Below are 23,857 nucleotides of genomic sequence, written 5' to 3'. Positions count from 1 at the left end.
GGAACCCTACTCCCCCCATCTAAAAGTGTTCAAGGCAAACGAGAGGAATGCAGCCAACCAAGTATCGTCAGCCGCCGCAGCGTTTTTCCGCATCCTCAACCGCAGCCGTGAACCCCAACAAAGAGAAAGTGTCCTTGGTCTGGGTTCCGCGTGCCGAACGCGCTGTCAAGGTCGCCTCGGACCCACGCTTCATCACTGCAACGATCTTGGCGTCGTCAGCAGCTGTTGCCGGCCAAGCCCATTCGCCTTCGGTGATCAGTTCGAATTCCGTGCCACTGACGTTCAGGTTGACGGTCGAGCCGGGTGCAAATGGATAACCGCCAGTAAACGTGACCTGCCCGTTCACTCCGGCCTTGGGTCGATAAAAGACCATCAGAAGGATGTCGCTGCGCCGCACGGATACGACGCTTCCACCACGGGTATTGACGGTTTCCTTGGGCGCCGAAACGCTCCAGCATTCGGTCGGGTTGTCTTCGACAAAGACGCTCCAGTCCGTCTTGGACGCAACTCTGTTAGAGCTTTCGCCTTGCTGTGCGATTGCGGTGGTTGCAGCCGTCCCGGCCAGACACAGGCCCGCAATTCCGCGGACAAGTTTCGATCCCATCTGTTCAGCCCTCCAGCTGACCTTTACCTCAATTCCAAAAGAACGCTTTGCGGAGCTTTGCCGATCCGTCTGCCTTGCGCATTCCCTTGATTGCCGACATAGACACATTAACGCAGAATTCGCCACGGACGAAAGGGCGATTGGCGAGATTTCGCGCACAATTTGGCGGAGAACATCATGATTCAACCAGTTCCAATGGTCGAAGTTTGGCGGGGGTCCATTCTGGAAAGCCTGCACCTGGGCCACGCGGTGATTTGCGACAGCGCCGGAAAGGTGGTGCGCAGTTGGGGCGATCCTGATCTGGTGATGTACCCGCGCTCGTCCAGCAAGATGATTCAGGCCCTGCCGCTCTTGTCCTCGGGTGCGGCCGCCAAATACGGGCTGGGCAGTGAACAGCTCGCCCTAGCCTGTGCCTCTCATAACGGCGCCGCGATCCACACCGAACGGGTTGACCGTTGGCTGGGCCAACTGGGCCTGGGTGATGCCGATCTGCGATGTGGGCCGCAAGACCCCGATGACCGGCCCGAGCATGAACGGTTGATCCGCGCCCACGAAAAACCCTGTCAGATGCACAACAACTGTTCGGGCAAGCACTCGGGCTTTCTGACGCTCAACCAGCATCTGGGGGCCGGGCCGGAATACATCGACATCGATCACCCGGTTCAGCAATCCTGCCTGGCCGCGTTCGAGGACGTGACCGGCGAAGACAGCCCCGGATACGGCATCGACGGGTGTTCCGCGCCAAACTTTGCAACCTCGCTCAAAGGACTGGCGCGCGCCATGGCATGGTTTGCTTCCGCCTCGACCCGCTCGGACAGGCAGAGCCAGGCGGCCGCCGACCTTACCGCTGCGATGATGAAACACCCCGAACTGGTCGCGGGTGAAGGCCGGGCCTGCACCGAGCTGATGCGCGCCATGAACGGGCGGGCGGCGATCAAGACAGGGGCCGAAGCGGTGTTCGTTGCAATCCTGCCAGAGACGCAACTGGGGATTGCCGTAAAGATCGCCGACGGCAGCACGCGGGCCAGCGAATGCGCGATTGCTGCGATTTTGGTCAGTCTTGGCGTCCTTGATCCGGGTAATCCAGCCACGCGCAAGCGTCTGGACGCACCCATTCTGAACCGGCGCGGCATCGACTGCGGCAGCATCCGCGCCACAGCCGAGCTGCGGTTCTGACGCCGATCACATCTCGATGATCTCGGCCACCTCGACGGTGCCGTTGCCCGACACCACCATCGGGCAACCCTTGGCCATGTCGGTGGCTGCACCGATATCGGCGGCGCGCACCACGGTGTAGCCCGAGAGCGGGTTTGCACCGCCATCGTCGGCCACGCCTGCGGCGCTGACCGTCTTGGACTGGCCAACCGGGTTGCCGGGGATCACGACCGCATCGCCCATGGCGCCGAACCAGGCCTGCCATGCGGCCATGACCTCGGCCCCTTCCTCGGGCGTTTCCGGCGTCTTGCCGCCGTGATAGGCAAAGATGAAATCAGGCATGTCGCGTTCCTTTCCTTTGGTCATGAAACATCGGGGTCAGGCGAGTTCCGCCGCAAGCTTGCACAGCGACGAGGTCCAGCCCTCTTCATGGCGCAGGCTCATCTCGTCATCGCCCAATTCGCGGTGATCCAGGATCAGCCGCGCACCCTTGGCGCAGGCTTCGACGATGAACATCACATGGCTTTCCGCCCCGCGCCGGTCGTCATCGTCATGCCAACCCCAGGTGAAGCCAACCGAATGTGGCGGTTTCACATGGGTGACCTGGCCCGAGACCTTGTAGCGGTCGCCTGCGCCATTCACCATGACCGAGAACCACGGCCCCAAACGGGTGAAATCGAGGTCGTGTTGGTCGGCGGGTACATGCAGCCCCTCGGGCCCCCACCATTGCAGCAGTTTCGCACCATCGCTGACCCAGGCGAACAGGGCCTCGGGGGTGACGGCGAATTCGCGTTCCAGTCTCAGGTCGGCCATGTCTTGTCACTTTCGATTGCGGCGGCCAGCCGGTCCAGGCTGCCCTCCCAGAAGGTGCGTTTCGAGATTGTCCAGTCGGCAATCGCGCGCAGCCCCTCGGGCGCCACGGAATAGAGCCGCTGGGTGCCATTGATGCGCTGGTGGACCAGCCCGGCCTGGCGCAGCAACTTCAGATGCCGCGACACGGCGGCCCCCGACATGCCCTTGCCCTCGACCAGGTCACCGGCGGGCAATTCGCCCTCGGCCATCAGTTGCTCGACGATGGCGAAACGGGTCGGGTCGGACAAAGCCGAGAAGGCGGCCAGAAGCTGGGTCATGACCGCATTGTTTAACATTTACGTTAAAAATGCAAGCGGCAGATCAAATCGTGACGAAATCCGCCTTTGCATAACCCTGAACAAACAGCAGCGCGGTCAGGTCACCGTGGTTGATGCGTACCTCGCATTGTGCCGCGACCGAAGGTTTGGCATGCAGGGCAACGCCGGTTCCGGCGCGACCCAGCATGCCCAGATCATTGGCGCCGTCGCCGACCGCGATCACATCCTGTTCAGACAGGCCCAGCCGGGCGGTGATCTGTTCCAGCGCGTCGACCTTGGCCTGACGGCCAAGGATCGGGCGACCCACATCGCCGGTCAGCTTGCCATCAGCCGCCAGCAGTGTATTGGCGCGGTTCTCGTCAAAGCCCAGCTGCGCCGCCACCTGCGCGGTAAAGGCGGTGAACCCGCCCGAGACAAGCGCCGCATACCCACCATTCGCGCGCATCGTCGCCACCAGCGCACGCCCGCCCGGCATCAGGGTGATACGGGTATTGAGAACATGGCCGATCACCGCCTCGTCCAGCCCGCTCAACAGCCCCACACGCTCCAGCAGCGCGCCCTCGAAATCCAGCTCACCATTCATGGCGCGGGCAGTGATATCCTTGACCCGGTCGCCGACGCCTGCCTCGTCTGCCAGTTCGTCGATACACTCCTGCTGGATCATGGTGCTGTCCATATCCGCCAGCAGCATCCGCTTCTTCCGGCCCTCAGCAGGCTGCACCACCAGATCGACACCCAACGCCTGTAGGTCATCCCAAACCTGCCAACGATTGCCGGGCAGGGTCGCAAGGGTGAATTCCGCCGCTTCATCGGGGCTGAGCCAGACCGCATCGCCGCCGCCCCAGGCATTGCGCAGCGAATCGACCAACGCCGGGTCAAGACGGGCATGGGAGGGGTTTGTCAAAAGCGTGGCGACATACATCAGGCATCTCCTTGGGGTCGGGATGCCCATAGCGCAGGCCGGGGCGCTGTGCCAGTCCCGGCCGGAACCGCCCGCACTTCTACACTTGAAACCCCGATGTTACACATAGATACCTAACTATCTGTAATAAATAAGTTATTTTCAAGCCACCGGAGCCTAGCGCTACGTTCGGTGAATTCCTTACTGCGAGACGCAAGTTTCCGATCGTAGTCACAAAAGTCGCAATCAAAAGCCAAAGCGGCGATTTTCGACCTTCATTTCACTTGCGTGCCGCACTGCGGCGGACTAGCTGTTGCGGCGGGACACCCCTCCCCAACGAGGGGCGCTTATCTGGAAGGATAGCATTCATGGCTATTGCACAACCGGCAACGCGGCCGGCCAATCCGCGGTTCTCTTCTGGCCCCTGTGCCAAACCCCCCGTTTTTGATGTTTCCAAATTCGCCGATGCCGCGCTGGGTCGCTCGCATCGTGCCGCCATCGGCAAGGACAAGCTGAAAGCTGCCATCGAAGGCACCCGCGAGATTCTGGGCATCCCGGCCGATTATCGCATCGGCATCGTTCCCGCCTCGGATACGGGCGCAGTCGAAATGGCGCTGTGGTCGCTTCTGGGCGCCCGCAAGGTCGAGATGCTGGCCTGGGAAAGCTTTGGCGCCGGCTGGGTCACCGATGTGGTGAAACAGCTGAAACTGGATGCCGAGGTCAAGACCGCCGACTACGGCCAGATCGTCGATCTGGATTCGGTCGATTGTGACAATGACGTCGTATTCACCTGGAACGGCACCACTTCGGGCGTGCGTGTCCCGAATGGCGACTGGATCACCGCCAACCGGCAGGGTCTGACCATCTGCGACGCTACCAGCGCCGCATTTGCCATGGACCTGCCCTGGGACAAGCTGGATGTGACCACGTTCAGCTGGCAAAAGGTTCTGGGCGGCGAGGCCGCACATGGCATGATCGTGCTGAGCCCCCGCGCGGTGGAACGGCTGGAAAGCTACACCCCTGCCTGGCCGCTGCCCAAGATCTTCCGCATGACCAAGGGCGGCAAGCTGATCGAGGGTATCTTCAAGGGCGAAACGATCAACACGCCGTCGATGCTGGCGGTCGAGGATTATCTGCTGGCGCTCGACTGGGCGCGTTCGGTCGGTGGCCTGAAGGGTCTGATCGCACGGGCCGACGCCAATGCACAGGCAATCTTCGATTTCTGCGACACGCATGACTGGATCGCCAACCTGGCCGAGAATGCAGCAACACGGTCGAACACCAGCGTTTGCCTGAAGTTCACCGATGCGCGCATTCAGGATGGTGCAGCGTTTGCCAAGGCAGTCGCCAAGCGGCTGGAGGCCGAAGGCGTGGCGCTGGATATCGGCGCCTATCGCGACGCGCCGGCCGGGCTGCGCATCTGGTGCGGCGGCACGGTCGAGACCGCTGATATCTCGGCGCTGTTGCCCTGGCTCACCTGGGCCTTTGAGGCCGAGATCGCCGCGCAGGCGCAGGCCGCCTGAGGAACGGTGGGCAATTTGCCCACCCTACAGATGCTCGATTGAGTAGGGTGGGCAGTCTGCCCACCCTCCAAGCTCCCAATTCAAAGGACCGCCCATATGGCCCCCAAAGTACTCATCTCCGACAAGCTGTCGGACGCCGCCGTCCAGATCTTCAAGGACCGCGGGATCGACGTTGATTTCCAGCCCGACCTGGGCAAGGACAAGGACAAACTCGCCGAGGTCATCGGCCAGTATGACGGCCTTGCCATCCGTTCGGCGACCAAGGTGACGGAAAAGATCCTCGAGTCCGCAACCAACCTCAAGGTCATCGGCCGCGCCGGGATCGGGGTCGACAATGTCGACAAAGACGCCGCCTCGAAAAAGGGCGTGATCGTCATGAACACGCCCTTTGGCAACATGATCACCACCGCCGAACACGCCATCGCCATGATGTTCGCCGTTGCCCGCCAGATCCCCGAGGCAAGCGCCTCGACCCATGCGGGCAAGTGGGAAAAGTCCAAGTTCATGGGCGTCGAACTGACGAACAAGACCCTGGGCGTGATCGGCGCGGGCAATATCGGTGGCATCGTTTGCGACCGCGCCCGTGGCCTCAAAATGAAGGTCATCGCCTACGATCCCTATCTGGGCGAGGAAAAGGCCAACAAGATGGGCGTTGAAAAGGTTGAGCTGGACGACCTGCTGAAACGCGCCGATTTCATCACCCTGCACGTGCCGCTTACCGATCAAACCCGCAACATCCTCAGCCGCGAGAACCTGGCCAAGACCAAGAAGGGCGTCCGCGTCATCAACTGCGCCCGTGGCGGCCTGGTAGACGAAGAAGCGCTGGCCGACCTGCTGAAATCGGGCCATGTGGCAGGCGCGGCCTTTGACGTGTTCAGCGTCGAACCGGCCAAGGAGAACCCGCTGTTTGGCCTGCCCAACGTGGTCTGCACCCCGCATCTGGGCGCCGCCACCACCGAGGCTCAGGAGAACGTCGCCCTGCAAGTGGCCGAGCAGATGTCGAACTATCTGCTGACCGGTGCGGTCGAAAACGCGCTCAACATGCCGTCGGTTACCGCCGAAGAGGCGAAAGTCATGGGTCCCTGGATTGCGCTTGCCGGTCACCTGGGCAGCTTCGTCGGTCAGATGACCGACGAGCCGATCAAGGCCATCAATATCCTCTATGACGGTGTGGCGGCAGAAATGAACTTGGCCGCGCTGAACTGTGCGACCGTGGCCGGGATCATGAAAAAGTCCAACCCGGATGTGAACATGGTGTCCGCCCCTGTTATTGCCAAAGAACGGGGCATCCAGATCTCGACCACCAATCAGGACAAGTCGGGCGCCTTTGACGGCTATGTGAAAGTGACCGTCGTCACCGACAAGCGCGAGCGCTCGGTTGCTGGCACGGTGTTCAGCGACGGCAAACCGCGCTTCATTCAGATCAAGGGCATCAATGTCGATGCAGAGATCGGGGCCCATATGCTCTATACCACCAACGAGGACGTGCCGGGCATCATCGGAACGCTGGGTCGCACCATGGGCGATCATGGCGTGAACATCGCCAACTTTACCTTGGGCCGCGCTGGTCCGGGCGGCGAAGCCATTGCACTCTTGTACGTTGACGAGCCAGTGCCGGCCGAAGCGCGCGCCAAACTGGCGGAAACCGGTCTGTTCAATCAGATCAAACCGCTGGAGTTCGACGTGGTCTAAGCCTGCTATTCCAGCAGAAAGACGGGCGCTACACGACTTGTGTGGCGCCCTTTTTTGTCAGCAGCGGAGATTTGCGACGCCGTTTCGTCGTTTCCGGATCGGCACGGACAAGCCGTTTGGTCGTAAGGAGCCAATACAACATGTCCGGAGAATGCCATGACCGAGGCCGTTCAGACGTTGATTGACGCGCTTTGCCTGCCGCTTCTGGCCGAGACGCGGGTCGAGGCGGCCCGTACAGCTCTGGTGCTGCAAGAAATGGGGCCGCAGCAACTGTGCATTCCGCAACCACAGTCAGCGGACCACCTTGCGATGCGGAGCCTCCTTGCCCAATCGTCTCATCCAGCCGCGTCGGGATTGCTGGCGGCATTCGACCTGATCCCCTGGGGTGTAAACCCTGTTGCTGCGCAGGTTGGTGACCGCGGCTCCATGTATATCGTTGCAACCCTCATGGGGCCAGAAGGCCCCGTGCCCTGCGCCGATCTGCGCATGGGCCTCTATTATCAGCGCCCCAATACGTATTACGGGCTGCACAATCATGACGCCGACGAAACCTATACCATCCTTGCCGGTTCAGCGATTTGGACCGCAGGCGAGAACACGCAATTGCGTGAGACCGGCGCGCAGATACATCACCCCTCGCTTATGCCGCATGCATTCCGGGCAGGGCCAGAGGGGCTGTTGACGTTCTGGCGTTGGAGCGGCGATGTCAATCTGCACTCCTACACCATGCTCGATGACCCCGAAGCGGTGCTAATGGCCTGAACGGCTTTTCTCTCGGACGCCGTCGCGCTATGTGTTGGTTGTCAAAGCATAATCCCACACACAGGCCTCGCCCATGCAACCGATCTATGCCGTAGGTGACATCCACGGTCAAAAGACAATGCTGGAGGACGCGCTCGCGTGGATCGACCGGGACGGCGGCGGGCGCGTGGTTTTCCTGGGCGATTATGCCGACCGGGGGCCAGACTCTGCCGGGGTCGTCGAGTTGCTGCGCAACGGGCTGAACGAAGGTCGCGACTGGATTGCGCTCAAGGGCAACCACGACCGCATGTTCGAGATGTTCCTGCGCGACCACCCCGCCAATGACGATCGGCTGCTTGTCGGCTATCACTGGCTGCACGAGCGGATCGGCGGGATCGAAACACTCGCCTCTTATGGTGTCGATGTTCCCGATGGTGCGCGTATCTATCAAGTGCACAGTGCGGCGCGCGAAGCGGTGCCGTGCGATCACCTGGCGTTTCTCGCCGGGCTGCCGTCCTACCACTTGGAAAACGGGCTTCTCTTCGTCCACGCGGGCATCCGACCCGGTGTGCCGCTGGAACACCAGTCCGAACACGATCTGATCTGGATCAGGCACGAGTTTCTTGACGATCCGCGACCGCATCCGTGGCTGGTGGTGCACGGGCATACGCCCGGGCGTATGGCAGAACATTTCGGTAACCGCATCAACCTGGATGCGGGAGCAGGCTATGGGAGGCCGCTGGCCACGGCAGTGTTCGAAGGCCAGGACTGCTGGCTATTGACCGAGCGTGGCCGTGTTCCGCTTATTCCCAAAGGTCGGTAGACAGGTACTTCAATCCGCTATCGCAAATCATGACTGCGACTCTCCCCCCGGCTTCCGGCCCGGCCAACAGGCGCAATGCGGCAGCCACATTGGCCCCGGCTGAAAAGCCGCCGAATATTCCCTCTTCCCGCGCCAACGCCCTTGCGGTCTCGCGCGCCTCCGCGCCGCTGACCTGAATAAAACCATCCACGGGCACTCCCATCAGGAAATCGAGATCGGCCATCGCATAGCCACCCCCCTGGATAGGATGGGAAGGACATGTGGCATCCGACCCGGCCAGCACCGCGGCGCCTTCGGGTTCGACAACATATCCGCGCATATCCGGTTGGAACCGGCGCAGCCCCTCCATGACTCCGCCGAAAGTTCCGCCGGATCCAACAAAATCGACAAATGCGGTCAGCTCGCCGTCCGAATCCGCCCACAGTTCAGGCGCGGTGGTCTGTGCATGCGACAGGGCATTGCCGGAATGATGGAACTGGTCGGCCCGAAACGCTCCGCGTTCCATCGTGATCCGTCGCGCTTCATCTTCCACCAGCGCCAGATCGGCTCCGGACACTTGCCCGGGCAACGAGCCAGACGCCTGATCGACCAGAACCACTTCGGCCCCGAGCGCCGCCATCATGCGCGCCCGCTCTGCCGAGTTACCCCGGCTCATCACCGCAACAAACGGGTATCCACGAATGGCACAAACAATAGCCAGCCCCGTCCCCATATTGCCGGATGTCAGTTCCACCACGGTCTGGCCGGGCCGCAGCGAACCGTCGGCTTCGGCCGCCGAGATGATCCCGAGCGCCGCACGGTCCTTCTTCGAGAATCCGGGATTCAGGTAATCGAGCTTGGCCAGAATGCGCCCCCGCAGCCCACGCGCCGCCACCATCCGGTCCAGCCAGATGGCGGGTGTGCCGCCAATCGCCTCGACAATCGAATTCAGCGCCATCAGAACCTCTTCATCATATTGAACTACCCTTGGGTCCAGAGGACCAGCCCCCGGCGTTCAGGTCCAGTCCAGAACCACCTTGCCGCTCAATCCTGATTTCATCGCCGAGAACCCCTCGCGGAACTCATCGACCTTGAACCGATGGGTGATCACCCGGGACACGTCCAACCCGTTCTGCAACATCGCAATCATCTTGTACCAGGTCTCGAACATCTCGCGGCCATAGACGCCCTTGATGGTGATCGCCTTGAACACGATGCGCGACCAGTCCACCGGCGACTTGCCCGGCGGAATGCCCAAGAGCGCGATCTTACCGCCCATCACCAGCGCCTCGACCATCTGGTCGAGCGCCGCTTGCGAACCGGACATTTCCAGCCCGACGTCAAATCCTTGTTTCAGGCCCAGCTCATGCACCACGTCGGTCAGATCCTCGCGCGTGACATCCACGGTGCGTGCCTTGGGCACCACGTGCTGCGCCAGTTTCAGCCGGTCGGCGTTGATATCGGTGATCACCACGTGGCGGGCGCCCGCGTGCTTGGCCACTGCGGCGGCCATGATGCCGATCGGACCGGCGCCGGTGATCAGAACATCCTCTCCCAACAGGTCAAAGCTCAGCGCCGTGTGCACCGCGTTGCCCAGCGGGTCGAGGATGGCGCCGATCTCGTCGGGGATATCGTCGGGCAGCGGCACCACGTTGAAGGCGGGCAGGCGCAGATATTGTGCGAAGGCCCCCTGCACATTGACACCGATCCCGCGCGTGCCGGGGTCCAGGTGGAACTTGCCCGCCCGGCTCTGACGGCTGTCGGTGCCGATCAGATGCCCCTCGCCCGAAACCCGCTGACCGATGCTCAGGCCGGTGACATCGCGGCCCAACTCGACGATCTCGCCCGCGAATTCGTGACCGGTGATCATCGGCACCGGCACCGTGTGCGCGGCCCATTCATCCCAGTTCCAGATATGGATATCGGTGCCGCAGATACCGGTCTTGTTGATCCTGATCAGCACATCGTCGGGGCCGATTTCGGGCACCGGGGCCTGCACCATCCACAGCCCCTCTTCCGGTTTGGATTTCTCCAGTGCTTTCATTGTATTGGGTCGCATCAGATCACTCCCAGTGCCTTGCCTGCGGTGGCAAATGCGGCCAGCGCGCGGTCCAGTTCAGCGCGTGTCAGGGCGGCGTTCATCTGGGTGCGGATCCGCGCCTGCCCGCGCGGCACCACCGGAAAGAAGAAGCCCGAGACATAGACGCCCTCGTCAAACAGCCGCGCCGCCATGTCCTGGGCCAGCTTGGCCTCACCCAGCATCACCGGAATGATCGGGTGTTCACCGGGCAACAGGTCAAAGCCGAGATCGGTCAGCCCCGCCCGCCAGTAACGGGCATTCTCGAACAGGCGCGCGCGCAGATCGGCGCCCTCCTCGACCAGCCGGATTGCCTCGATCCCGGCGGCCACGATGGCGGGCGGCAGCGAGTTCGAGAAAAGATAGGGCCGCGCCCGCTGACGCAGCAGGTCGATCACCGGCTGCGGCCCGGCGATATAGCCGCCGATGGCCCCGCCCAGCGCCTTGCCCAGCGTACCGGTCAGGATATCCACGTCGAGCCCGAAATGATCGGGCGTGCCCGCCCCGTGCGGCCCCATGAAGCCGGTGGCGTGACAATCATCGACCATCACCACCGCGTTATATTGGTGGGCCAGCCGGGTGATTTCGGGCAGGTTGGCCAGATAACCATCCATCGAAAACACACCATCGGTGGCAATCATCACATGGCGCGCTCCATCGGCGCGGGCCTGTTTCAGCTGCGCCTCAAGATCACCCATGTCGCTGTTGGCGTAGCGATAGCGTTTAGCCTTGCAGAGCCGGATCCCGTCGATGATCGAGGCATGGTTGAGCGCGTCCGAGACAATCGCGTCCTCAGGCCCCAAGAGCGGCTCGAACAACCCGCCATTGGCATCGAAACAGGCGGCGAACAGGATCGCGTCGTCCTTGTTCAGGAACCGCGCCAGTCGCTGTTCCAATTCGCGGTGAATATCCTGCGTGCCGCAGATGAAGCGGACCGAGGCCATGCCGAACCCCTTGGGCTCCAGCGCGTCACGCGCGGCGGCGATCAGGGCCGGGTGATCGGCCAGACCCAGGTAGTTGTTGGCGCACAGGTTGATCACCTGCCGGTCGCCGACGGTGATTTCACCGCCCTGAGGTGAGGTGATCAGCCGCTCGCGTTTATAAAGGCCCTCGGCCTCGATCTGGGCAAGCGTATCGGTGAGATGGGACAGAAAGGATTGGGACATTGCGACCTCCGATTTGGCGCAATATCTAGCATAACGGATACGATTCCGAAATAGGGGATTTCACTATGTTGGACAAAAATCCGTGAAACTGGATATCAGCGCTCGTGCTTGCCCAAGGGTACCACATTAGGCACCGGGTCGGGGGCGAGTTCCTCGAAATCGAAGTTGTCCAGCCGTTGCGCCCGGCGCCCGGCCTTGTCAGCGCTGATCTTGATGTCCGAGAGATCCTTGGCCGCCTGCCCGAAATGGCGGTCCAGGTTCTGCACCCTGTCTCCCAGCCGTTCCACATCCTTGTGCAACAGGCTCAGCTCCTTGCGGATGGCGCCCGCCTGTTCGCGCATGCGCGCGTCCTTGAGAATGGCGCGCATGGTGTTCAGCGTCGCCATGCAGGTGGTGGGCGACACGATCCAGACCCGCGCGGCGAAGCCTTCGCGCACGATATCAGCAAAATTGGCGTGCAACTCGGCATAGACCGCCTCGGACGGCAGGAACAGCAGGGCGCCATCGGCGGTTTCGCCCTCTATGATGTAACGTTCCGAGATTGCCTTGATATGCGCCCGCACGGCGGCTTTCATCTGGCGCGCGGCATCGGCCAGTTGCGGTGGGGTCTCGGCCCGGCGCAGTGCCTCGTAGGCTTCCAGCGGGAACTTGCTGTCAATCACGATCGGCCCCGGCGGATTGGGCAGATGGATCAGGCAATCGGCCCGCCGCCCGTTCGACAGGGTATGTTGCAGAGAATAGCTGTCGGTCGGCAGTGCCTTGGACACGATATCGTTGAGCTGGATTTCGCCAAACGCCCCGCGCGTCTGCTTGTTAGACAGGATATCCTGAAGCGACAGCACATCGCCCGAAAGCTTTGTGATATTGTCCTGCGCCTTGTCGATGGCGGCGAGGCGTTCCTGCAATTGCGTCAGCGAGGTCGCGGTCTGTTTCGAGCTGCCATGCAGCGTGGTGCTCATCTTTTCCTGCATCTCGGCCATTGCCCGCTGCGCGCGCATGGCGTTATCGGCCAGCCGGTCGTTCATATGCTGCTGCACAGCGGACAACCGCGCCTCGACCGTCTGGATCATCTGCACCTGAGCGTTGGCCTGCGCGTCCGAGACATGCGCCAGCCCACCGCGCAGCTGTTCCTGCCCCAGGCTCAGTTGCTGTACGTTCTGACCCAGCCAGGCGAGTTGCTGCGCCATCGGTTCGGTCGTCCGGGCCGAGCGATTGGCGGCGCGCAGGGACAGAAAGAGCATGAGCAGGATCAGCAGCAAGACACCAGCACCGGCCAGAACCGCCATCACCATTGGGTCCTGCAAGGAATAGCTGTGATCGCCGATCTGAATCATGGTCCGCCTGCCTGTTCTTGTTTTGTTTTCAACTCCTATCCGGGATTGTCCGCCGGATCAACTGCGCCCGAACAGCCGCTCGATATCGCTGAGTTTCAGTTCCACATAGGTCGGGCGCCCGTGGTTGCACTGGCCGGAATGGGGCGTTGCCTCCATCTCGCGCAAGAGCGCGTTCATCTCTTCGCCCCGCATGCGGCGGCCAGAGCGGATCGAGCCGTGACAGGCGACCCGGCTCAGGATCGCCTCGATCCGGGCCTGAAGCGTGGCACTTTCGCCCTGATCGGCCAGCTCGTCGAGGATATCGCGGAGCATCGCACCCGCATCCACCGGACCCAACATCGCCGGGGTCTCGCGTACTGCGACGGCACCGCCGCCAAAGGGCTCGATCGTCAGGCCAAGGCGCGCCAGATCGTCGGAGAGATCAAGCAGTCGCGCACAATCGGCGTTGGAGAGCTCCACGATCTCGGGGATCAGCAGCGCCTGCGCCGCAACGCCGGTTTCGGCCATCTGACGCTTGAGTTTCTCATAGACCAGCCGTTCATGGGCGGCGTGCTGGTCGACGATGACCATGCCATCGGCGGTCTGGGCGATGATGTAGTTTTCATGCACCTGCCCGCGCGCCGCACCCAGTGGCAGGGATTCGGGTGGGGTTTCGGCGGGCGGCTCCTCGGCCCTGCGGGCGTCCTCGCCGGGGGCGGGCTCGACCATTCGGCCGCTGAAACTGCCGGAGAGTTCGGCAAATCCAGGCGCCTGCGCCTGATAGGCGGCTGCGCGCGCAGCGGGTGATGGCCGGTCCATCTGGTAGATGCGCGCACCGGTCTGTTCCGGCCGCATTGCCCCCAGCGTCGCACCGGCCACAGTGGTCGAAGCGCGATGCCCCGCCTCTGCCAGCGCATGCCGCAGGGCCGAGACGATCAGCCCACGCGCCACGCCGGGATCGCGGAACCGAACCTCGGATTTCGCCGGATGCACGTTTACATCGACCAGCGTCGGATCGCAGTCGATGAACAGCGCCGCCGCCGGGTGCCGGTCGCGGCTGAGAAAGTCGAAATAGGCCGCCCTCAGCGCCCCTGTCAGCATCTTGTCCCGCACCGGTCGCCCGTTGACGAAAAGATACTGTGCCACCGCCGCACCGCGTGAATAGGTGGGCAAAGCCGCATAGCCATAGAGCCGCAGCCCCTCGCGCATAGTGTCGATGCGCAGGGCGTTATCGGTGAACTCGCGCCCCATCACCCGGCCCAGCCGGTCGCGCAGCGCATCGAACAGATCGCCGGTTTCCGAATCCGCGCGGAATACCAGCCGCCCCTCGCCGCCCTCGGACACATCGCGCAGGGTGAAGGAGACCGAGGGTTCGGCCATGGCCAGCCGCTTGACCGTATCGGCCACCGCCTGCGCCTCGGCCCGGTCGGTGCGCATGAACTTCAGCCGCGCTGGCGTGGCAAAGAAGAGATCGCGCAGTTCCACCACGGTGCCCGCGCGCAGGGCGGCGGGTTTCACCGGTTCTTCCCTGCCGCCAGCGACACGGATACTGGCGGCCTCGGCACCCTGGGCACGGCTGGTGATGGTCAAACGACCGACCGACCCCAGCGAAGGCAGCGCCTCGCCCCGAAAGCCGAATGTGTGGATGTTGAGCAGGTCCGACCCGTCGATCTTGGACGTCGCATGGCGCGCGAGCGCCAGCGGCAATTGATCGGGCGTCATACCGCAGCCGTCATCGGTGACCCGGATCAGTGTCTTGCCACCATCCGCAAGGTCGATTGCGATGCGCGTCGCCCCGGCGTCGATGGCATTTTCGACCAGTTCCTTGACCGCCGAGGCCGGACGCTCCACCACTTCGCCTGCCGCGATCCGATTGATCGCGGTTTCATCGAGTTGCCGAATGACCGGTCGAGAATCGCTGATATTGGGGTTCAAGTTTGCCATACCCCTACACCTAGCATGTCGGCGCGCGATTCTGCCACCGGTTTGATGGCGAACGCTGCCCGGAATTCGGACGGATCACCATGCCGGTTTCAGCATGGTCAATCGGCCGCAAATTCCGGGCAGCGCGTGAGCGGTGGCGCTGGCCAGCCCCAACTGACCCTTCCAGCCGTCCATAGCTGGGCCGTTGTATCAAGGCTTTCCAGAGGCCGCAGGGCACTCCGGCAGGGATTGGCCGAAATGATGAAAGTTCTGGCGCGTACGCGCTGTTTCAGACCTGAACCGGTGCACCGCTTCGTGTCCGGCAGGGACCGAAGCGGGCGGCAAGCGCCAGAATCAGACCTGAGATCGTCGCGATCATGCCTGCCGCGCTGACCGCGTCGCGCGCGCCCAGCCACATCGGGCCATATCCCGCCAGCACATAGCCCAGTACCGCCGAGAGGATGGCGAAAATGACGCTCCAGCCCACCTGCCCTTCGAGCGTGTTGGTCATCATCCGCGCCGCGGCGGGCGGGCAGATGAACATTGCAATGACGATGATCGAGCCAACCGCGTCAAAGGCCGCAACCGCTGCGACTGCGGCCACGATGACAAGCGCAAGACCCAAGAGGTTGGTACGGATGCCCAGAGTACGGGCAAACCCCTCGTCAAAGGTTGACAGTTTCAGGGGTCGCCAGAACAGCCAGATGAACCCGACCACCGCAACCAGCGTGACCAGGATGCGCGACAGTTCCACCGGCAACCCGGCCAAGGCCACCGGGTCCAGCAGCGAGGCCCAGCCAGTGGCATCCAGCCAGATCAAGCTTTCCAGATTGCCGTAGAGCGCGTGTTCCACGTCCAGATGCACGGTCGAGGTGTCGGTCTGCTCCAACAGCAGCACCCCGGCGGCGAACATGGTGGTAAAGACAACGCCCATCGCCGCACCCGGTTCGATCCGGCCCAAACGGCGGATCGCCTCAATCAGAATTACGGCGACCACGGCGGCCCCAGCAGCGCCCAGCATCATCGGCCATGCGGCGATGACTCCGGTCAACAGAAAGGCGACCACGATGCCCGGCAGCACAACATGGCTGATCGCGTCACCGATCAACGCCTGCCGACGCAGCACCAGGAAATTGCCGGGCAGCGCACAGGCAACGGCCGCCAGGATGCCGATCAACATCGGCGTCAGCGACAGGGGGACAAATTCGGAGCCGCTCATGCCGGAACCTCCTGCGGGCCGCCGATGCGGCTGTCGATCTCGGCGATCTGGTCACGGGTCAGCACGGTCTCGATGTCACGCAACCCATCGTAAAGCGCGGCGGCGGCCTCGTGCGTCTGGTCGGCACGCACGATCTGCCACCGTGTCTCGTCGCGCAACGCCTTGGCGGCGCGCGCGCGGCCCGCATCGGTGGCCACCCCGTCTGCACGCACCAGGTCGGCGCGGCGCAACAGTCTCAACGTCAGCTGCTCGAAGATCGGTTGTCCCTGCGCCAGGGCCAACAGCCCCTGCCGCAGATGTACCCGACGCTGGAACCGAAAGTGGCGCAACAGCGCGGCCAGCACCCCGCGCCCCGGTGCCACCAGCAATGACAGTGCGAAAAAGGCAAAGGCCACCAGCACGATAATGGGTCCTGTAGGCAGGTTGGGGGCCGAGGCCGAAATCGCCGCGCCAAGATAGCCCGCCAGACCGCCGGTCAACCCGCTCAGCAGCACCACACGATCCGAGCGCTCGGTCCAGAACCGGGCGGTGACCGGCGGAATGATCAAGAGCGCCACGATCAGGATCAGACCCACGATCTTCAACCCGACAACGGTGACTGCCATCACGAGCCCCATCATCGCCAGATCGACCCGATGCACCGGCACCCCGCGCGCGGCGGCATATTCGGGGTCAAACGCCACCAGCGTCATCGGGCGGCGGATCAGCAGGATCAGCGCCAGCGTAGCCGCGCCACCCAGCGCGATGACGAGCGCATCGGCCCAGAGCATGCCGGCGGTCGAGCCCAGAAGGAACCCTTCGAGCCCAGCCTGACGCCCGGCGCCAAGGGTCTGAATCACCGTCAGCAGCACGATGCCGAAGCCGAAGAACACCGACAGCACCGCGCCGATCGCCGCATCCTCGGCCAGGCGCGTGTTGCGCGTCAGCCAGTTGAGACACAAGAGCCCGATCCAAGCCGACAGCGCCGATCCGGCCAAGAGGCCGGGCAGGCTGCGCCCGTCGCCGCCCAGCGCCACCATCAGCAGAAAGGCCAGACAGATGCCGGGCAGCGTCGCATGGCTGATCGCGTCGCTGACCAGTGCGCGCTTGCGCAGGAACAGGAAGGTGCCGGTCACCCCGGCCGAAATGCCCAACAAGGTCGCGCCGACCGCGACCAGCGTGGCGTTATAGCCGAGTTGCAGCAAGAGCGCGTCGCGCAGCATCGGATCAGCCCAACACGCGCGCCAGTTGGTCCACCTGCGCCGTTGCCAGCCGTCCGCCATAGGCGGCTTGCAGATGGTCGGCGGTAAACGCCTCGGCCACCGGCCCTTCGGCCACGCGGCGGGTGTTGATCAGGAAGACATGGTCGAAATAATCGGTCACCGTGGCCAGATCGTGATGCACCACGACCACCGTCCGTCCAGCCTTTTTCAGCGACTTCAGAACCGAGATGATCGCCTTTTCCGTTGCCGCGTCCACCCCGGCAAACGGTTCGTCGAGCAGATAGAGGTCAGCCTCTTGCGCCAGCGCGCGAGCCAGGAACACCCGCTGCTGCTGACCCCCCGAAAGTTGCCCGATCTGGCGGTTGGCGAAGTCGTGCATGCCGACACGGGCAAGGCTGTCGAGCGCCCGCGCCTTGTGCCGGGCACTGAGACGGCCCAAGAGCCCAAGCTCGCGATATAGCCCCATCAGCACGACGTCGATCACCCGTGTCGGGAAATCCCAATCGACGCTGGCGCGCTGCGGCACATAGGCGATCCGGGCGCGCTGTTCCTCGAGCGGGCGGCCAAACACGGTGACCTGCCCCGACAGCGGCTTGACGATGCCCAGCGCCGCCTTGAGAAGGGTCGATTTCCCCGCCCCGTTCGGCCCGATGATCGCGGTCATCGCGCCCGGCTGCACCGTCATGTCCACCGAGAACACTGCCGGTTTCTGCCCATAAGACACGGTCAATCCGCGTACCGCCAGCGGGCTGTCGGTGATGCTTTCATCCGACAGACGGATGCCTTCGCGTACGGCCAATTCGATCATTGCTCAGAACCCCGCCGACAGTTTGCCATCCATGCCGCGTATCGGCACTTGCCCGCCCAATGCGGCGGCGATGGTGGTGATGTTGTGATCAAGCATGCCCAGATAGGTCCCCTCATAAGAGCCGTCGGGCCCCATCGCATCGGAATAGAGCTCGCCGCCCACATGAACCTGATGCCCTTGTGCCGCCGCGCCTTCGATCAGCGCTCGGACCGAGCGGTCCGAAACCGAGCTTTCGACAAAGACCGCCGTGATCTTGCGCGACACCAGTGTGTCGACCAGTTCCGCGATCCGGTTCAGCCCCGCCTCCGACTGGGTCGAGATTCCTTGCACGCCCAGAACCTCAAACCCATAGGTCTGCCCGAAATAACCGAACGCGTCATGCGCGGTGACCAGCACCCGTTTGCCCTCAGGCACCGTGGCCAGAACCGTCTCGGCATAGTCCGACAACCGGTCCAGATCGGCGATATGGCGGGCGGCGTTGGCGGCAAAGGTTTCAGCGGCCTCGGGGCGGGTTTCGCTCAAGGCGCGGGCGACCTCGGCGACCACATCGCGCCACAGCTCCGGGGTCATCCAGACATGCGGGTCGAACTTGTCGGCATAGTCGTCATGGGCGCGCAGGCGGGAGGGGTCGATCCCCTCGGCCACGGCGACCACCTGACGCTTGCGCCCCAGATCGTGGAAAAAGCTTTCCATCTGTGCTTCGAGGTAGAGACCGTGCCACAGCACCAGATCGGCGCGGGTCATGGCCACGATATCGCTGCGGGTCTGGCGATAGGCATGCGGGTCGATGCCCGGCCCCATCAGGCCGGTGACCTCGACCAGATCGCCGCCGACCTGCCGGGCGGCATCGGCGATCATGCCCGTGGTCGCCACCACACGCAGCGGCGCCTCGGCCCAGGCCATCATCGGCAAGCTGCAAGTCAGGGCAAGTGCGGCAAGGAATCCACGGCGAATCATCACGTACCTCGAAATCTCGATATCATGCGGATGAATATGAGAACCATTCGCAACTAAGTCAACGCAATTGAGAATTATTCGCAAGAAAGAACCTTTTTGTCCGAATGGTAAAATTTTGACGCCGCGAACAGCCCGCCCCCGCTTGCCAATCTGTCGCAGGTCATGCGACCTTGGCGGTAAACCTCCCAAAGGATGTGACGATGGAAACGCAGAGCCTTGAGCGCACCGCGCATCTGCCGCAAGTGACCGAGCCGCGAAACCCGGGCATGGAGCTGGATCTAGACTGGGTTCGCGCGGTGCAGGCCAATACCTCGGCGATAGAACGGCGGGCGGCGACCCTGCCCGGCAGGCGCTCGGTGAAAAGGGACTATCAGGCCGCCTGGCTGTTGAAGGCGATCACGTTGATCGACCTGACCACGTTGTCAGGCGACGACACCGTGGGCCGGGTGCGGCGCCTCTGCGCCAAGGCGCGGCAACCGGTGGCGCCCGCGCTGCTGGACGCGCTGGGTATGGGGCCGATTACCACCGGCGCGGTATGCGTCTATCACGACATGATCGAGACCGCGGTCGAGGCGCTTGAGGGCACCGGCATTCCGGTGGCCGCCGTCAGCACCGGGTTTCCGGCGGGTCTGTCGCCCTTTCACCTGCGAGTGGCCGAGATCGGCGAAAGCGTGGCAGCAGGCGCCGAAGAGATCGACATCGTGATCTCGCGCCGGCATGTGCTGACCGGCGATTGGCAGGCGCTTTATGACGAGATGAAGGCGTTCCGCGCCGCCTGCGGCCATGCCCATGTCAAGGCAATCCTGGCGACTGGAGAGCTGGGGTCGTTGCGCAACGTGGCGCGCGCCTCGCTGGTCTGCATGATGGCAGGGGCGGATTTCATCAAGACCTCGACCGGCAAGGAAAGCGTCAACGCCACCCTACCCGTGTCGCTGGTTATGATCCGCGCGATCCGCGACTATTACGACCGCACCGGATACCGGGTTGGCTACAAGCCCGCGGGCGGGATTTCCAAGGCCAAAGACGCGCTGGTCTATCTGTCGCTCATGAAGGACGAGCTGGGCGACCGCTGGCTGCAACCGGATCTCTTCCGGTTCGGCGCCTCGTCGCTGTTGGGCGATATCGAGCGGCAGCTAGAACATCACGTGACCGGCGCTTATTCCGCCGGATACCGGCATGCGGTGGGTTGATTGATGACAAGTGGTAGAGAAGTGACACTTCCCTGGGTATTTGATGCTCTAAAAACGCTCGGAGGCACCGCCCAGCTTGTACAGGTCGCCGAATACATCTGGGACAACCATTCGAGCACGATCACGTCCGACAAAAAGATGCTACTCACTTGGCAATACGAAATGCGATGGGCCGCAACTCAATTGCGAAAGCAAGGCATCATGAACAAGAATACAGCCTCTGAGCCTTGGTCCCTTTCAACAAAGGGTATGGGGATGAAATCACTATGAGCATCAAGGAACTCTTCGAAACCATGGAATACGGCCCCGCCCCCGAAAGCGCCGCCGAGGCGCTGGCCTGGCTGGTCGATCAGGGTGACCGTTTCGGCCATTTCATCGACGGCGCCTTTACCGCGCCGGGCGACGGGTTCGACAGCCGCAACCCCGCCACCGGCGAGGTGCTGGCAACGCTAACCCAGGCAACCCAGGCCGAGGTGGATGCCGCCGTCGCCGCTGCCCGCAAGGCGCAGCCGAAATGGGCCGCGCTGGGCGGCGCGGGCCGGGCGCGCTATCTCTATGCAATTGCTCGCCTATTGCAGAAACACAGCCGCCTGTTTGCCGTGCTGGAAACCCTCGACAACGGCAAACCGATCCGGGAAAGCCGCGACATCGACATCCCTCTGGCGCAGCGGCACTTCTACTACCACGCGGGCATGGCCCAGTTGATGGAGAGCGAACTGCCCGATGCCGAACCGTTGGGTGTCTGCGGCCAGATCATCCCCTGGAACTTCCCCCTGCTGATGCTGGCGTGGAAGGTCGCGCCTGCGCTCGCCATGGGCAACACCGTGGTGCTGAAACCCGCCGAATATACTTCGCTCACCGCGCTGCTTTTTGCCGATATCTGCCAGCAGGCCGGTGTGCCCAAGGGGGTGGTCAACATCGTCACCGGCGACGGCGCCGTGGGCGAGATGATCGTGGCGTCGGATGTGGACAAGATCGCCTTTACCGGCTCCACCGCCGTGGGCCGCCGCATCCGCGAGGCCACCGCCGGGCGGGGGCTGGAACTGACGCTCGAACTGGGCGGCAAGTCCGCCTATATCGTGTTCGACGATGCCGATATCGATTCCGCCATCGAAGGGCTGGTCGATGCGATCTGGTTCAATCAGGGGCAGGTCTGCTGCGCCGGGTCGCGCCTCTTGGTGCAAGAGGGGATCGCGGATCGCTTTCATTCCAAGCTTCGCGCCCGCATGGACGGGCTGCGGCTGGGCAATCCGCTGGACAAGTGCATCGACGTCGGCGCGGTTGTCGATCCGGTGCAATTGCAGACCATAGAGCGGATGGTCGCCAGCAACACAGCCGGTACGGTGCACCAAGCCTCCTGTGCCCTGCCCGAAAACGGTTGCTATTACCCGCCGACCCTGATCACCGGGCTGTCGACCAGCGACCCGTTGATGCAGGAAGAGATCTTTGGCCCCGTTCTCGTCTCGACCACCTTCCGCACCCCGGCCGAGGCGGTGGAACTGGCCAACAACACCCGGTATGGGCTGGCCGCCACGGTCTGGACCGAGAACGTGAATCTGGCGTTCGATATCGCGCCGAAGCTTGTGGCGGGCGTGGTCTGGGTGAATGCCACCAACCTGTTTGATGCCGCCGCCGGTTTTGGCGGTGTCCGCGAAAGCGGCTTTGGCCGCGAAGGCGGGTGGGAGGGGCTGGCCGCTTACACCCGGCCCAAAGGCAAGTGTAAGGCGCTGGCCCGGATCGAGCCCGCCACCGGCCAAGGCGCACCGGTTGACCCGATCGACCGCACGGCGAAGCTATATGTTGGGGGCAAGCAGGCCCGGCCCGATGGTGGTTACTCGCGTCCCGTCTGGGGCAAATCCGGCCTGTTGGGTCATGTGGGCCTTGCCAACCGCAAGGATGTGCGCAACGCGGTCGAGGCCGCCGCAGGTGCCGCCGGATGGGCAAAGACCACCGGCCACCTGCGCGCGCAGATCCTCTATTACATCGGCGAGAACCTGTCGGCCCGGGCCGAGGAGTTCGCCCATCGCATCGACGCGATGACCGGCAAGCGCGGCGGCGCACAAGAGGTCGAGGCCAGCATCCAGCGTCTCTTCACCGCCGCCGCCTGGGCCGACAAGTATGACGGGCAGGTGCATGGCGTGCCGATCCGGGGCGTGGCGCTGGCGATGAAGGAACCCGTGGGCGTGATCGGCGCACTTTGCGCAGACGAGGCGCCGCTCCTGGGCCTTGTCTCGGTCATGGCGCCCGCGATCGCCATGGGCAACCGCGTGGTGCTGGCGGCAAGTGAGCCCTATCCACTGGCGGCTACCGACTTTTATCAGATCCTCGACACTTCGGACGTGCCGGCGGGCGTGGTCAACATCCTGACGGGCAGCCATGGGGAACTGGCCAAACCGCTGGCGTCACATCTGAACGTCGATGCGGTCTGGTCCTTCTCCTCGACCGACCTGTCGGCCGAGATCGAAAGGGCGGCGGCGGGCAACCTGAAACGGACCTGGGTCAATAACGCAACGTCCCTTGATTGGGGCGTGGACCACAGCAAGCGGTTCCTTCAGGCTGCGACCGAAATCAAGAACATCTGGGTGCCCTACGGAGAATAGGGCATCCCTGCCCAAGGGAGGCTCTATATGGATTTTACCGGCAAGACCGTGGTGGTGATCGGCGGCACCAGCGGCATCAATCGCGGTATCGCACTGGCTTTTGCCAAGGCCGGTGCCCGGCTGGCTGTGGCCAGCCGCAGTCAGGACAAGGTCGACGACACGGTGGCCGAGTTGCGCGCCGCAGGGGCGCAGGAGGCCATCGGAGCATCCTTCGACGTACGCGATGCCGAGGCGGTGGCAGCGGGCCTGCAAGGGTTCCGTGACCAGTTGGGCGAGTTCGATGTGCTGGTCTCGGGCGCTGCGGGCAACTTCCCGGCGCTGACTGCGGACATGTCAATCAACGCTTTCAAAACGGTAATCGACATCGACCTGATGGGCACCGTGCATGTGATGAAGGGAGCCTATCCGCATTTCAAACGCCCCGGCGCCAGCATCATCAACATCTCGGCGCCGCAATCCTGGCTGCCCTACGAGGGGCAGGCGCATGTCTGTGCCGCCAAGGCAGGGGTCGACCAGATCACCCGCACGCTGAGCCTGGAATGGGGGCCCGAGGGGATCCGGGTGAACTCGGTCGTGCCAGGCTTCATCGAAGGAACCGAAGGCGCCAAGCGTCTGGCCCCTAGCCCCGAGGCGGAGAAGATTTTCAAGGGCGATGTGCCGCTGGGCCGCTGGGGTCAGCCACAGGACGTGGCCAATGCCTGCCTGTTCCTCGGCTCGGACATGGCATCCTACATCAGCGGCACGGTCCTTTCGGTCGATGGGGCGCTTTATCAGCGCGGCTCGGGTCGGGCCGGACAGATGATCGGCCAGATGCTGCGCGCGATACCGAAACGTGGATGACAAGCGGGGCCACC

Annotated in this window: 22 protein-coding genes; 8 read left to right on the top strand and 14 right to left on the bottom strand. The window is 63.3% G+C overall.

Annotation, left to right across the window (positions count from 1 at the left end; all coding sequences use genetic code 11):
• Window positions 1-67 precede the first annotated feature (67 nt).
• Entirely contained in the window at window positions 68-604 is a 537-nt protein-coding gene (locus G0P99_RS13340) for an invasion associated locus B family protein (protein ID WP_164130584.1), read from the bottom strand.
• A gap of 177 nt (window positions 605-781) precedes the next feature.
• Here G0P99_RS13340 and G0P99_RS13335 point away from each other — a divergent pair, with 177 nt between their 5' ends.
• The gene (locus tag G0P99_RS13335) at window positions 782-1,780 is read left to right on the top strand and encodes an asparaginase (RefSeq protein WP_164130582.1); all 999 of its coding nucleotides are present in this window, start codon (window positions 782-784) and stop codon (window positions 1,778-1,780) included.
• A gap of 6 nt (window positions 1,781-1,786) precedes the next feature.
• On the opposite strand, the gene G0P99_RS13330 is transcribed toward G0P99_RS13335, so the two are convergent.
• Genes G0P99_RS13330 through serB form a run of 4 tightly spaced genes read right to left on the bottom strand, consistent with a single transcriptional unit; the run spans window position 1,787 to window position 3,811 of the window.
• Window positions 1,787-2,101, bottom strand: coding sequence for a YciI family protein (locus G0P99_RS13330; RefSeq protein WP_164131158.1), 315 nt, complete (start codon window positions 2,099-2,101; stop codon window positions 1,787-1,789).
• Window positions 2,102-2,137: 36 nt separating this feature from the next.
• Window positions 2,138-2,572 carry an SRPBCC domain-containing protein gene (locus tag G0P99_RS13325; protein WP_164130580.1) on the bottom strand — a complete coding sequence of 145 codons (435 nt, stop codon included), beginning with the start codon at window positions 2,570-2,572 and terminating at the stop codon, window positions 2,138-2,140.
• Window positions 2,560-2,889: a helix-turn-helix transcriptional regulator gene (locus G0P99_RS13320; RefSeq protein ID WP_164130578.1), complete on the bottom strand. Its 330-nt coding sequence runs from the start codon at window positions 2,887-2,889 to the stop codon at window positions 2,560-2,562. Before G0P99_RS13320 ends, G0P99_RS13325 begins: the two co-directional genes overlap by 13 nt.
• Window positions 2,890-2,932: 43 nt before the next feature.
• Complete coding sequence (gene serB, locus G0P99_RS13315; RefSeq protein ID WP_164130576.1) at window positions 2,933-3,811, bottom strand: phosphoserine phosphatase SerB; 879 nt, start codon at window positions 3,809-3,811, stop codon at window positions 2,933-2,935.
• Between the two features lie 347 nt (window positions 3,812-4,158).
• Here serB and G0P99_RS13310 point away from each other — a divergent pair, with 347 nt between their 5' ends.
• The 4 genes from G0P99_RS13310 to G0P99_RS13295 all read left to right on the top strand — a co-directional run bounded on the left by G0P99_RS13310 (window position 4,159) and on the right by G0P99_RS13295 (window position 8,569).
• A complete protein-coding gene (locus tag G0P99_RS13310; protein WP_164130574.1) occupies window positions 4,159-5,313 on the top strand; it encodes a phosphoserine transaminase in 1,155 nt (384 codons plus the stop codon).
• 96 nt (window positions 5,314-5,409) lie between these two features.
• Window positions 5,410-7,005, top strand: a complete 1,596-nt coding sequence (gene serA / locus G0P99_RS13305) for a phosphoglycerate dehydrogenase (protein ID WP_164130572.1) — start codon at window positions 5,410-5,412, stop codon at window positions 7,003-7,005.
• Between the two features lie 156 nt (window positions 7,006-7,161).
• A complete protein-coding gene (locus G0P99_RS13300) occupies window positions 7,162-7,767 on the top strand; it encodes a dimethylsulfonioproprionate lyase family protein (protein WP_164130570.1) in 606 nt (201 codons plus the stop codon).
• Window positions 7,768-7,840: 73 nt separating this feature from the next.
• Window positions 7,841-8,569: a metallophosphoesterase gene (locus G0P99_RS13295; protein ID WP_164130568.1), complete on the top strand. Its 729-nt coding sequence runs from the start codon at window positions 7,841-7,843 to the stop codon at window positions 8,567-8,569.
• Here the strand turns inward: G0P99_RS13295 and G0P99_RS13290 are convergent.
• The 9 genes from G0P99_RS13290 to G0P99_RS13250 all read right to left on the bottom strand — a co-directional run bounded on the left by G0P99_RS13290 (window position 8,550) and on the right by G0P99_RS13250 (window position 19,213).
• A complete protein-coding gene (locus G0P99_RS13290) occupies window positions 8,550-9,506 on the bottom strand; it encodes a PLP-dependent cysteine synthase family protein (RefSeq protein ID WP_164130566.1) in 957 nt (318 codons plus the stop codon). The two genes, G0P99_RS13295 and G0P99_RS13290, sit on opposite strands and share 20 nt — an antisense overlap.
• Window positions 9,507-9,563: 57 nt before the next feature.
• Complete coding sequence (tdh, locus tag G0P99_RS13285; RefSeq protein ID WP_164131157.1) at window positions 9,564-10,592, bottom strand: L-threonine 3-dehydrogenase; 1,029 nt, start codon at window positions 10,590-10,592, stop codon at window positions 9,564-9,566.
• Window positions 10,593-10,606: 14 nt separating this feature from the next.
• On the bottom strand, window positions 10,607-11,791 hold the full coding sequence (locus G0P99_RS13280) for a glycine C-acetyltransferase (protein WP_164130564.1): 1,185 nt from the start codon (window positions 11,789-11,791) through the stop codon (window positions 10,607-10,609).
• A gap of 95 nt (window positions 11,792-11,886) precedes the next feature.
• Window positions 11,887-13,125, bottom strand: a complete 1,239-nt coding sequence (locus G0P99_RS13275; protein WP_164130562.1) for a DNA recombination protein RmuC — start codon at window positions 13,123-13,125, stop codon at window positions 11,887-11,889.
• A gap of 57 nt (window positions 13,126-13,182) precedes the next feature.
• On the bottom strand, window positions 13,183-15,048 hold the full coding sequence (gene mutL / locus G0P99_RS13270; RefSeq protein WP_164130560.1) for a DNA mismatch repair endonuclease MutL: 1,866 nt from the start codon (window positions 15,046-15,048) through the stop codon (window positions 13,183-13,185).
• A 268-nt stretch (window positions 15,049-15,316) separates the two neighbouring features.
• Window positions 15,317-16,246, bottom strand: a complete 930-nt coding sequence (locus G0P99_RS13265; RefSeq protein ID WP_164130558.1) for a metal ABC transporter permease — start codon at window positions 16,244-16,246, stop codon at window positions 15,317-15,319.
• Window positions 16,243-17,448, bottom strand: a complete 1,206-nt coding sequence (locus G0P99_RS13260; RefSeq protein WP_164130556.1) for a metal ABC transporter permease — start codon at window positions 17,446-17,448, stop codon at window positions 16,243-16,245. The genes G0P99_RS13265 and G0P99_RS13260 overlap by 4 nt, the downstream gene beginning before the upstream one ends.
• A 4-nt stretch (window positions 17,449-17,452) precedes the next feature.
• Entirely contained in the window at window positions 17,453-18,256 is an 804-nt protein-coding gene (locus tag G0P99_RS13255; RefSeq protein ID WP_164130554.1) for a metal ABC transporter ATP-binding protein, read from the bottom strand.
• A gap of 3 nt (window positions 18,257-18,259) precedes the next feature.
• Complete coding sequence (locus tag G0P99_RS13250) at window positions 18,260-19,213, bottom strand: metal ABC transporter solute-binding protein, Zn/Mn family (RefSeq protein WP_164130552.1); 954 nt, start codon at window positions 19,211-19,213, stop codon at window positions 18,260-18,262.
• Between the two features lie 200 nt (window positions 19,214-19,413).
• Here G0P99_RS13250 and deoC point away from each other — a divergent pair, with 200 nt between their 5' ends.
• The 3 genes from deoC (at window position 19,414) to G0P99_RS13235 (ending at window position 23,843) form a co-directional block, all read left to right on the top strand.
• Window positions 19,414-20,403, top strand: coding sequence for a deoxyribose-phosphate aldolase (deoC, locus tag G0P99_RS13245; protein ID WP_164130550.1), 990 nt, complete (start codon window positions 19,414-19,416; stop codon window positions 20,401-20,403).
• Between the two features lie 266 nt (window positions 20,404-20,669).
• A complete protein-coding gene (locus G0P99_RS13240; protein WP_164130548.1) occupies window positions 20,670-23,003 on the top strand; it encodes an aldehyde dehydrogenase family protein in 2,334 nt (777 codons plus the stop codon).
• 27 nt (window positions 23,004-23,030) lie between these two features.
• On the top strand, window positions 23,031-23,843 hold the full coding sequence (locus G0P99_RS13235) for an SDR family oxidoreductase (protein WP_164130546.1): 813 nt from the start codon (window positions 23,031-23,033) through the stop codon (window positions 23,841-23,843).
• Window positions 23,844-23,857: the final 14 nt, after the last annotated feature.

This window comes from Ruegeria sp. PrR005 (assembly GCF_010500245.1).
GTDB classification, from domain to species: Bacteria; Pseudomonadota; Alphaproteobacteria; order Rhodobacterales; family Rhodobacteraceae; genus Ruegeria_B; species Ruegeria_B marisflavi.
This window is presented reverse-complemented; position numbering and strand designations above follow the sequence as displayed.

Excerpts from the sequence above, each read along its gene's own strand:
- G0P99_RS13340 (WP_164130584.1), bottom strand. The coding sequence starts at position 604 with ATGGGATCGAAACTTGTCCGCGGAATTGCGGGCCTGTGTCTGGCCGGG.
- G0P99_RS13335 (WP_164130582.1), top strand. The coding sequence starts at position 782 with ATGATTCAACCAGTTCCAATGGTCGAAGTTTGGCGGGGGTCCATTCTG.
- G0P99_RS13330 (WP_164131158.1), bottom strand. The coding sequence starts at position 2,101 with ATGCCTGATTTCATCTTTGCCTATCACGGCGGCAAGACGCCGGAAACG.
- G0P99_RS13325 (WP_164130580.1), bottom strand. The coding sequence starts at position 2,572 with ATGGCCGACCTGAGACTGGAACGCGAATTCGCCGTCACCCCCGAGGCC.
- G0P99_RS13320 (WP_164130578.1), bottom strand. The coding sequence starts at position 2,889 with ATGACCCAGCTTCTGGCCGCCTTCTCGGCTTTGTCCGACCCGACCCGT.
- serB (WP_164130576.1), bottom strand. The coding sequence starts at position 3,811 with ATGTATGTCGCCACGCTTTTGACAAACCCCTCCCATGCCCGTCTTGAC.
- G0P99_RS13310 (WP_164130574.1), top strand. The coding sequence starts at position 4,159 with ATGGCTATTGCACAACCGGCAACGCGGCCGGCCAATCCGCGGTTCTCT.
- serA (WP_164130572.1), top strand. The coding sequence starts at position 5,410 with ATGGCCCCCAAAGTACTCATCTCCGACAAGCTGTCGGACGCCGCCGTC.
- G0P99_RS13300 (WP_164130570.1), top strand. The coding sequence starts at position 7,162 with ATGACCGAGGCCGTTCAGACGTTGATTGACGCGCTTTGCCTGCCGCTT.
- G0P99_RS13295 (WP_164130568.1), top strand. The coding sequence starts at position 7,841 with ATGCAACCGATCTATGCCGTAGGTGACATCCACGGTCAAAAGACAATG.
- G0P99_RS13290 (WP_164130566.1), bottom strand. The coding sequence starts at position 9,506 with ATGGCGCTGAATTCGATTGTCGAGGCGATTGGCGGCACACCCGCCATC.
- tdh (WP_164131157.1), bottom strand. The coding sequence starts at position 10,592 with ATGAAAGCACTGGAGAAATCCAAACCGGAAGAGGGGCTGTGGATGGTG.
- G0P99_RS13280 (WP_164130564.1), bottom strand. The coding sequence starts at position 11,791 with ATGTCCCAATCCTTTCTGTCCCATCTCACCGATACGCTTGCCCAGATC.
- G0P99_RS13275 (WP_164130562.1), bottom strand. The coding sequence starts at position 13,125 with ATGATTCAGATCGGCGATCACAGCTATTCCTTGCAGGACCCAATGGTG.
- mutL (WP_164130560.1), bottom strand. The coding sequence starts at position 15,048 with ATGGCAAACTTGAACCCCAATATCAGCGATTCTCGACCGGTCATTCGG.
- G0P99_RS13265 (WP_164130558.1), bottom strand. The coding sequence starts at position 16,246 with ATGAGCGGCTCCGAATTTGTCCCCCTGTCGCTGACGCCGATGTTGATC.
- G0P99_RS13260 (WP_164130556.1), bottom strand. The coding sequence starts at position 17,448 with ATGCTGCGCGACGCGCTCTTGCTGCAACTCGGCTATAACGCCACGCTG.
- G0P99_RS13255 (WP_164130554.1), bottom strand. The coding sequence starts at position 18,256 with ATGATCGAATTGGCCGTACGCGAAGGCATCCGTCTGTCGGATGAAAGC.
- G0P99_RS13250 (WP_164130552.1), bottom strand. The coding sequence starts at position 19,213 with ATGATTCGCCGTGGATTCCTTGCCGCACTTGCCCTGACTTGCAGCTTG.
- deoC (WP_164130550.1), top strand. The coding sequence starts at position 19,414 with ATGGAAACGCAGAGCCTTGAGCGCACCGCGCATCTGCCGCAAGTGACC.
- G0P99_RS13240 (WP_164130548.1), top strand. The coding sequence starts at position 20,670 with ATGAGCATCAAGGAACTCTTCGAAACCATGGAATACGGCCCCGCCCCC.
- G0P99_RS13235 (WP_164130546.1), top strand. The coding sequence starts at position 23,031 with ATGGATTTTACCGGCAAGACCGTGGTGGTGATCGGCGGCACCAGCGGC.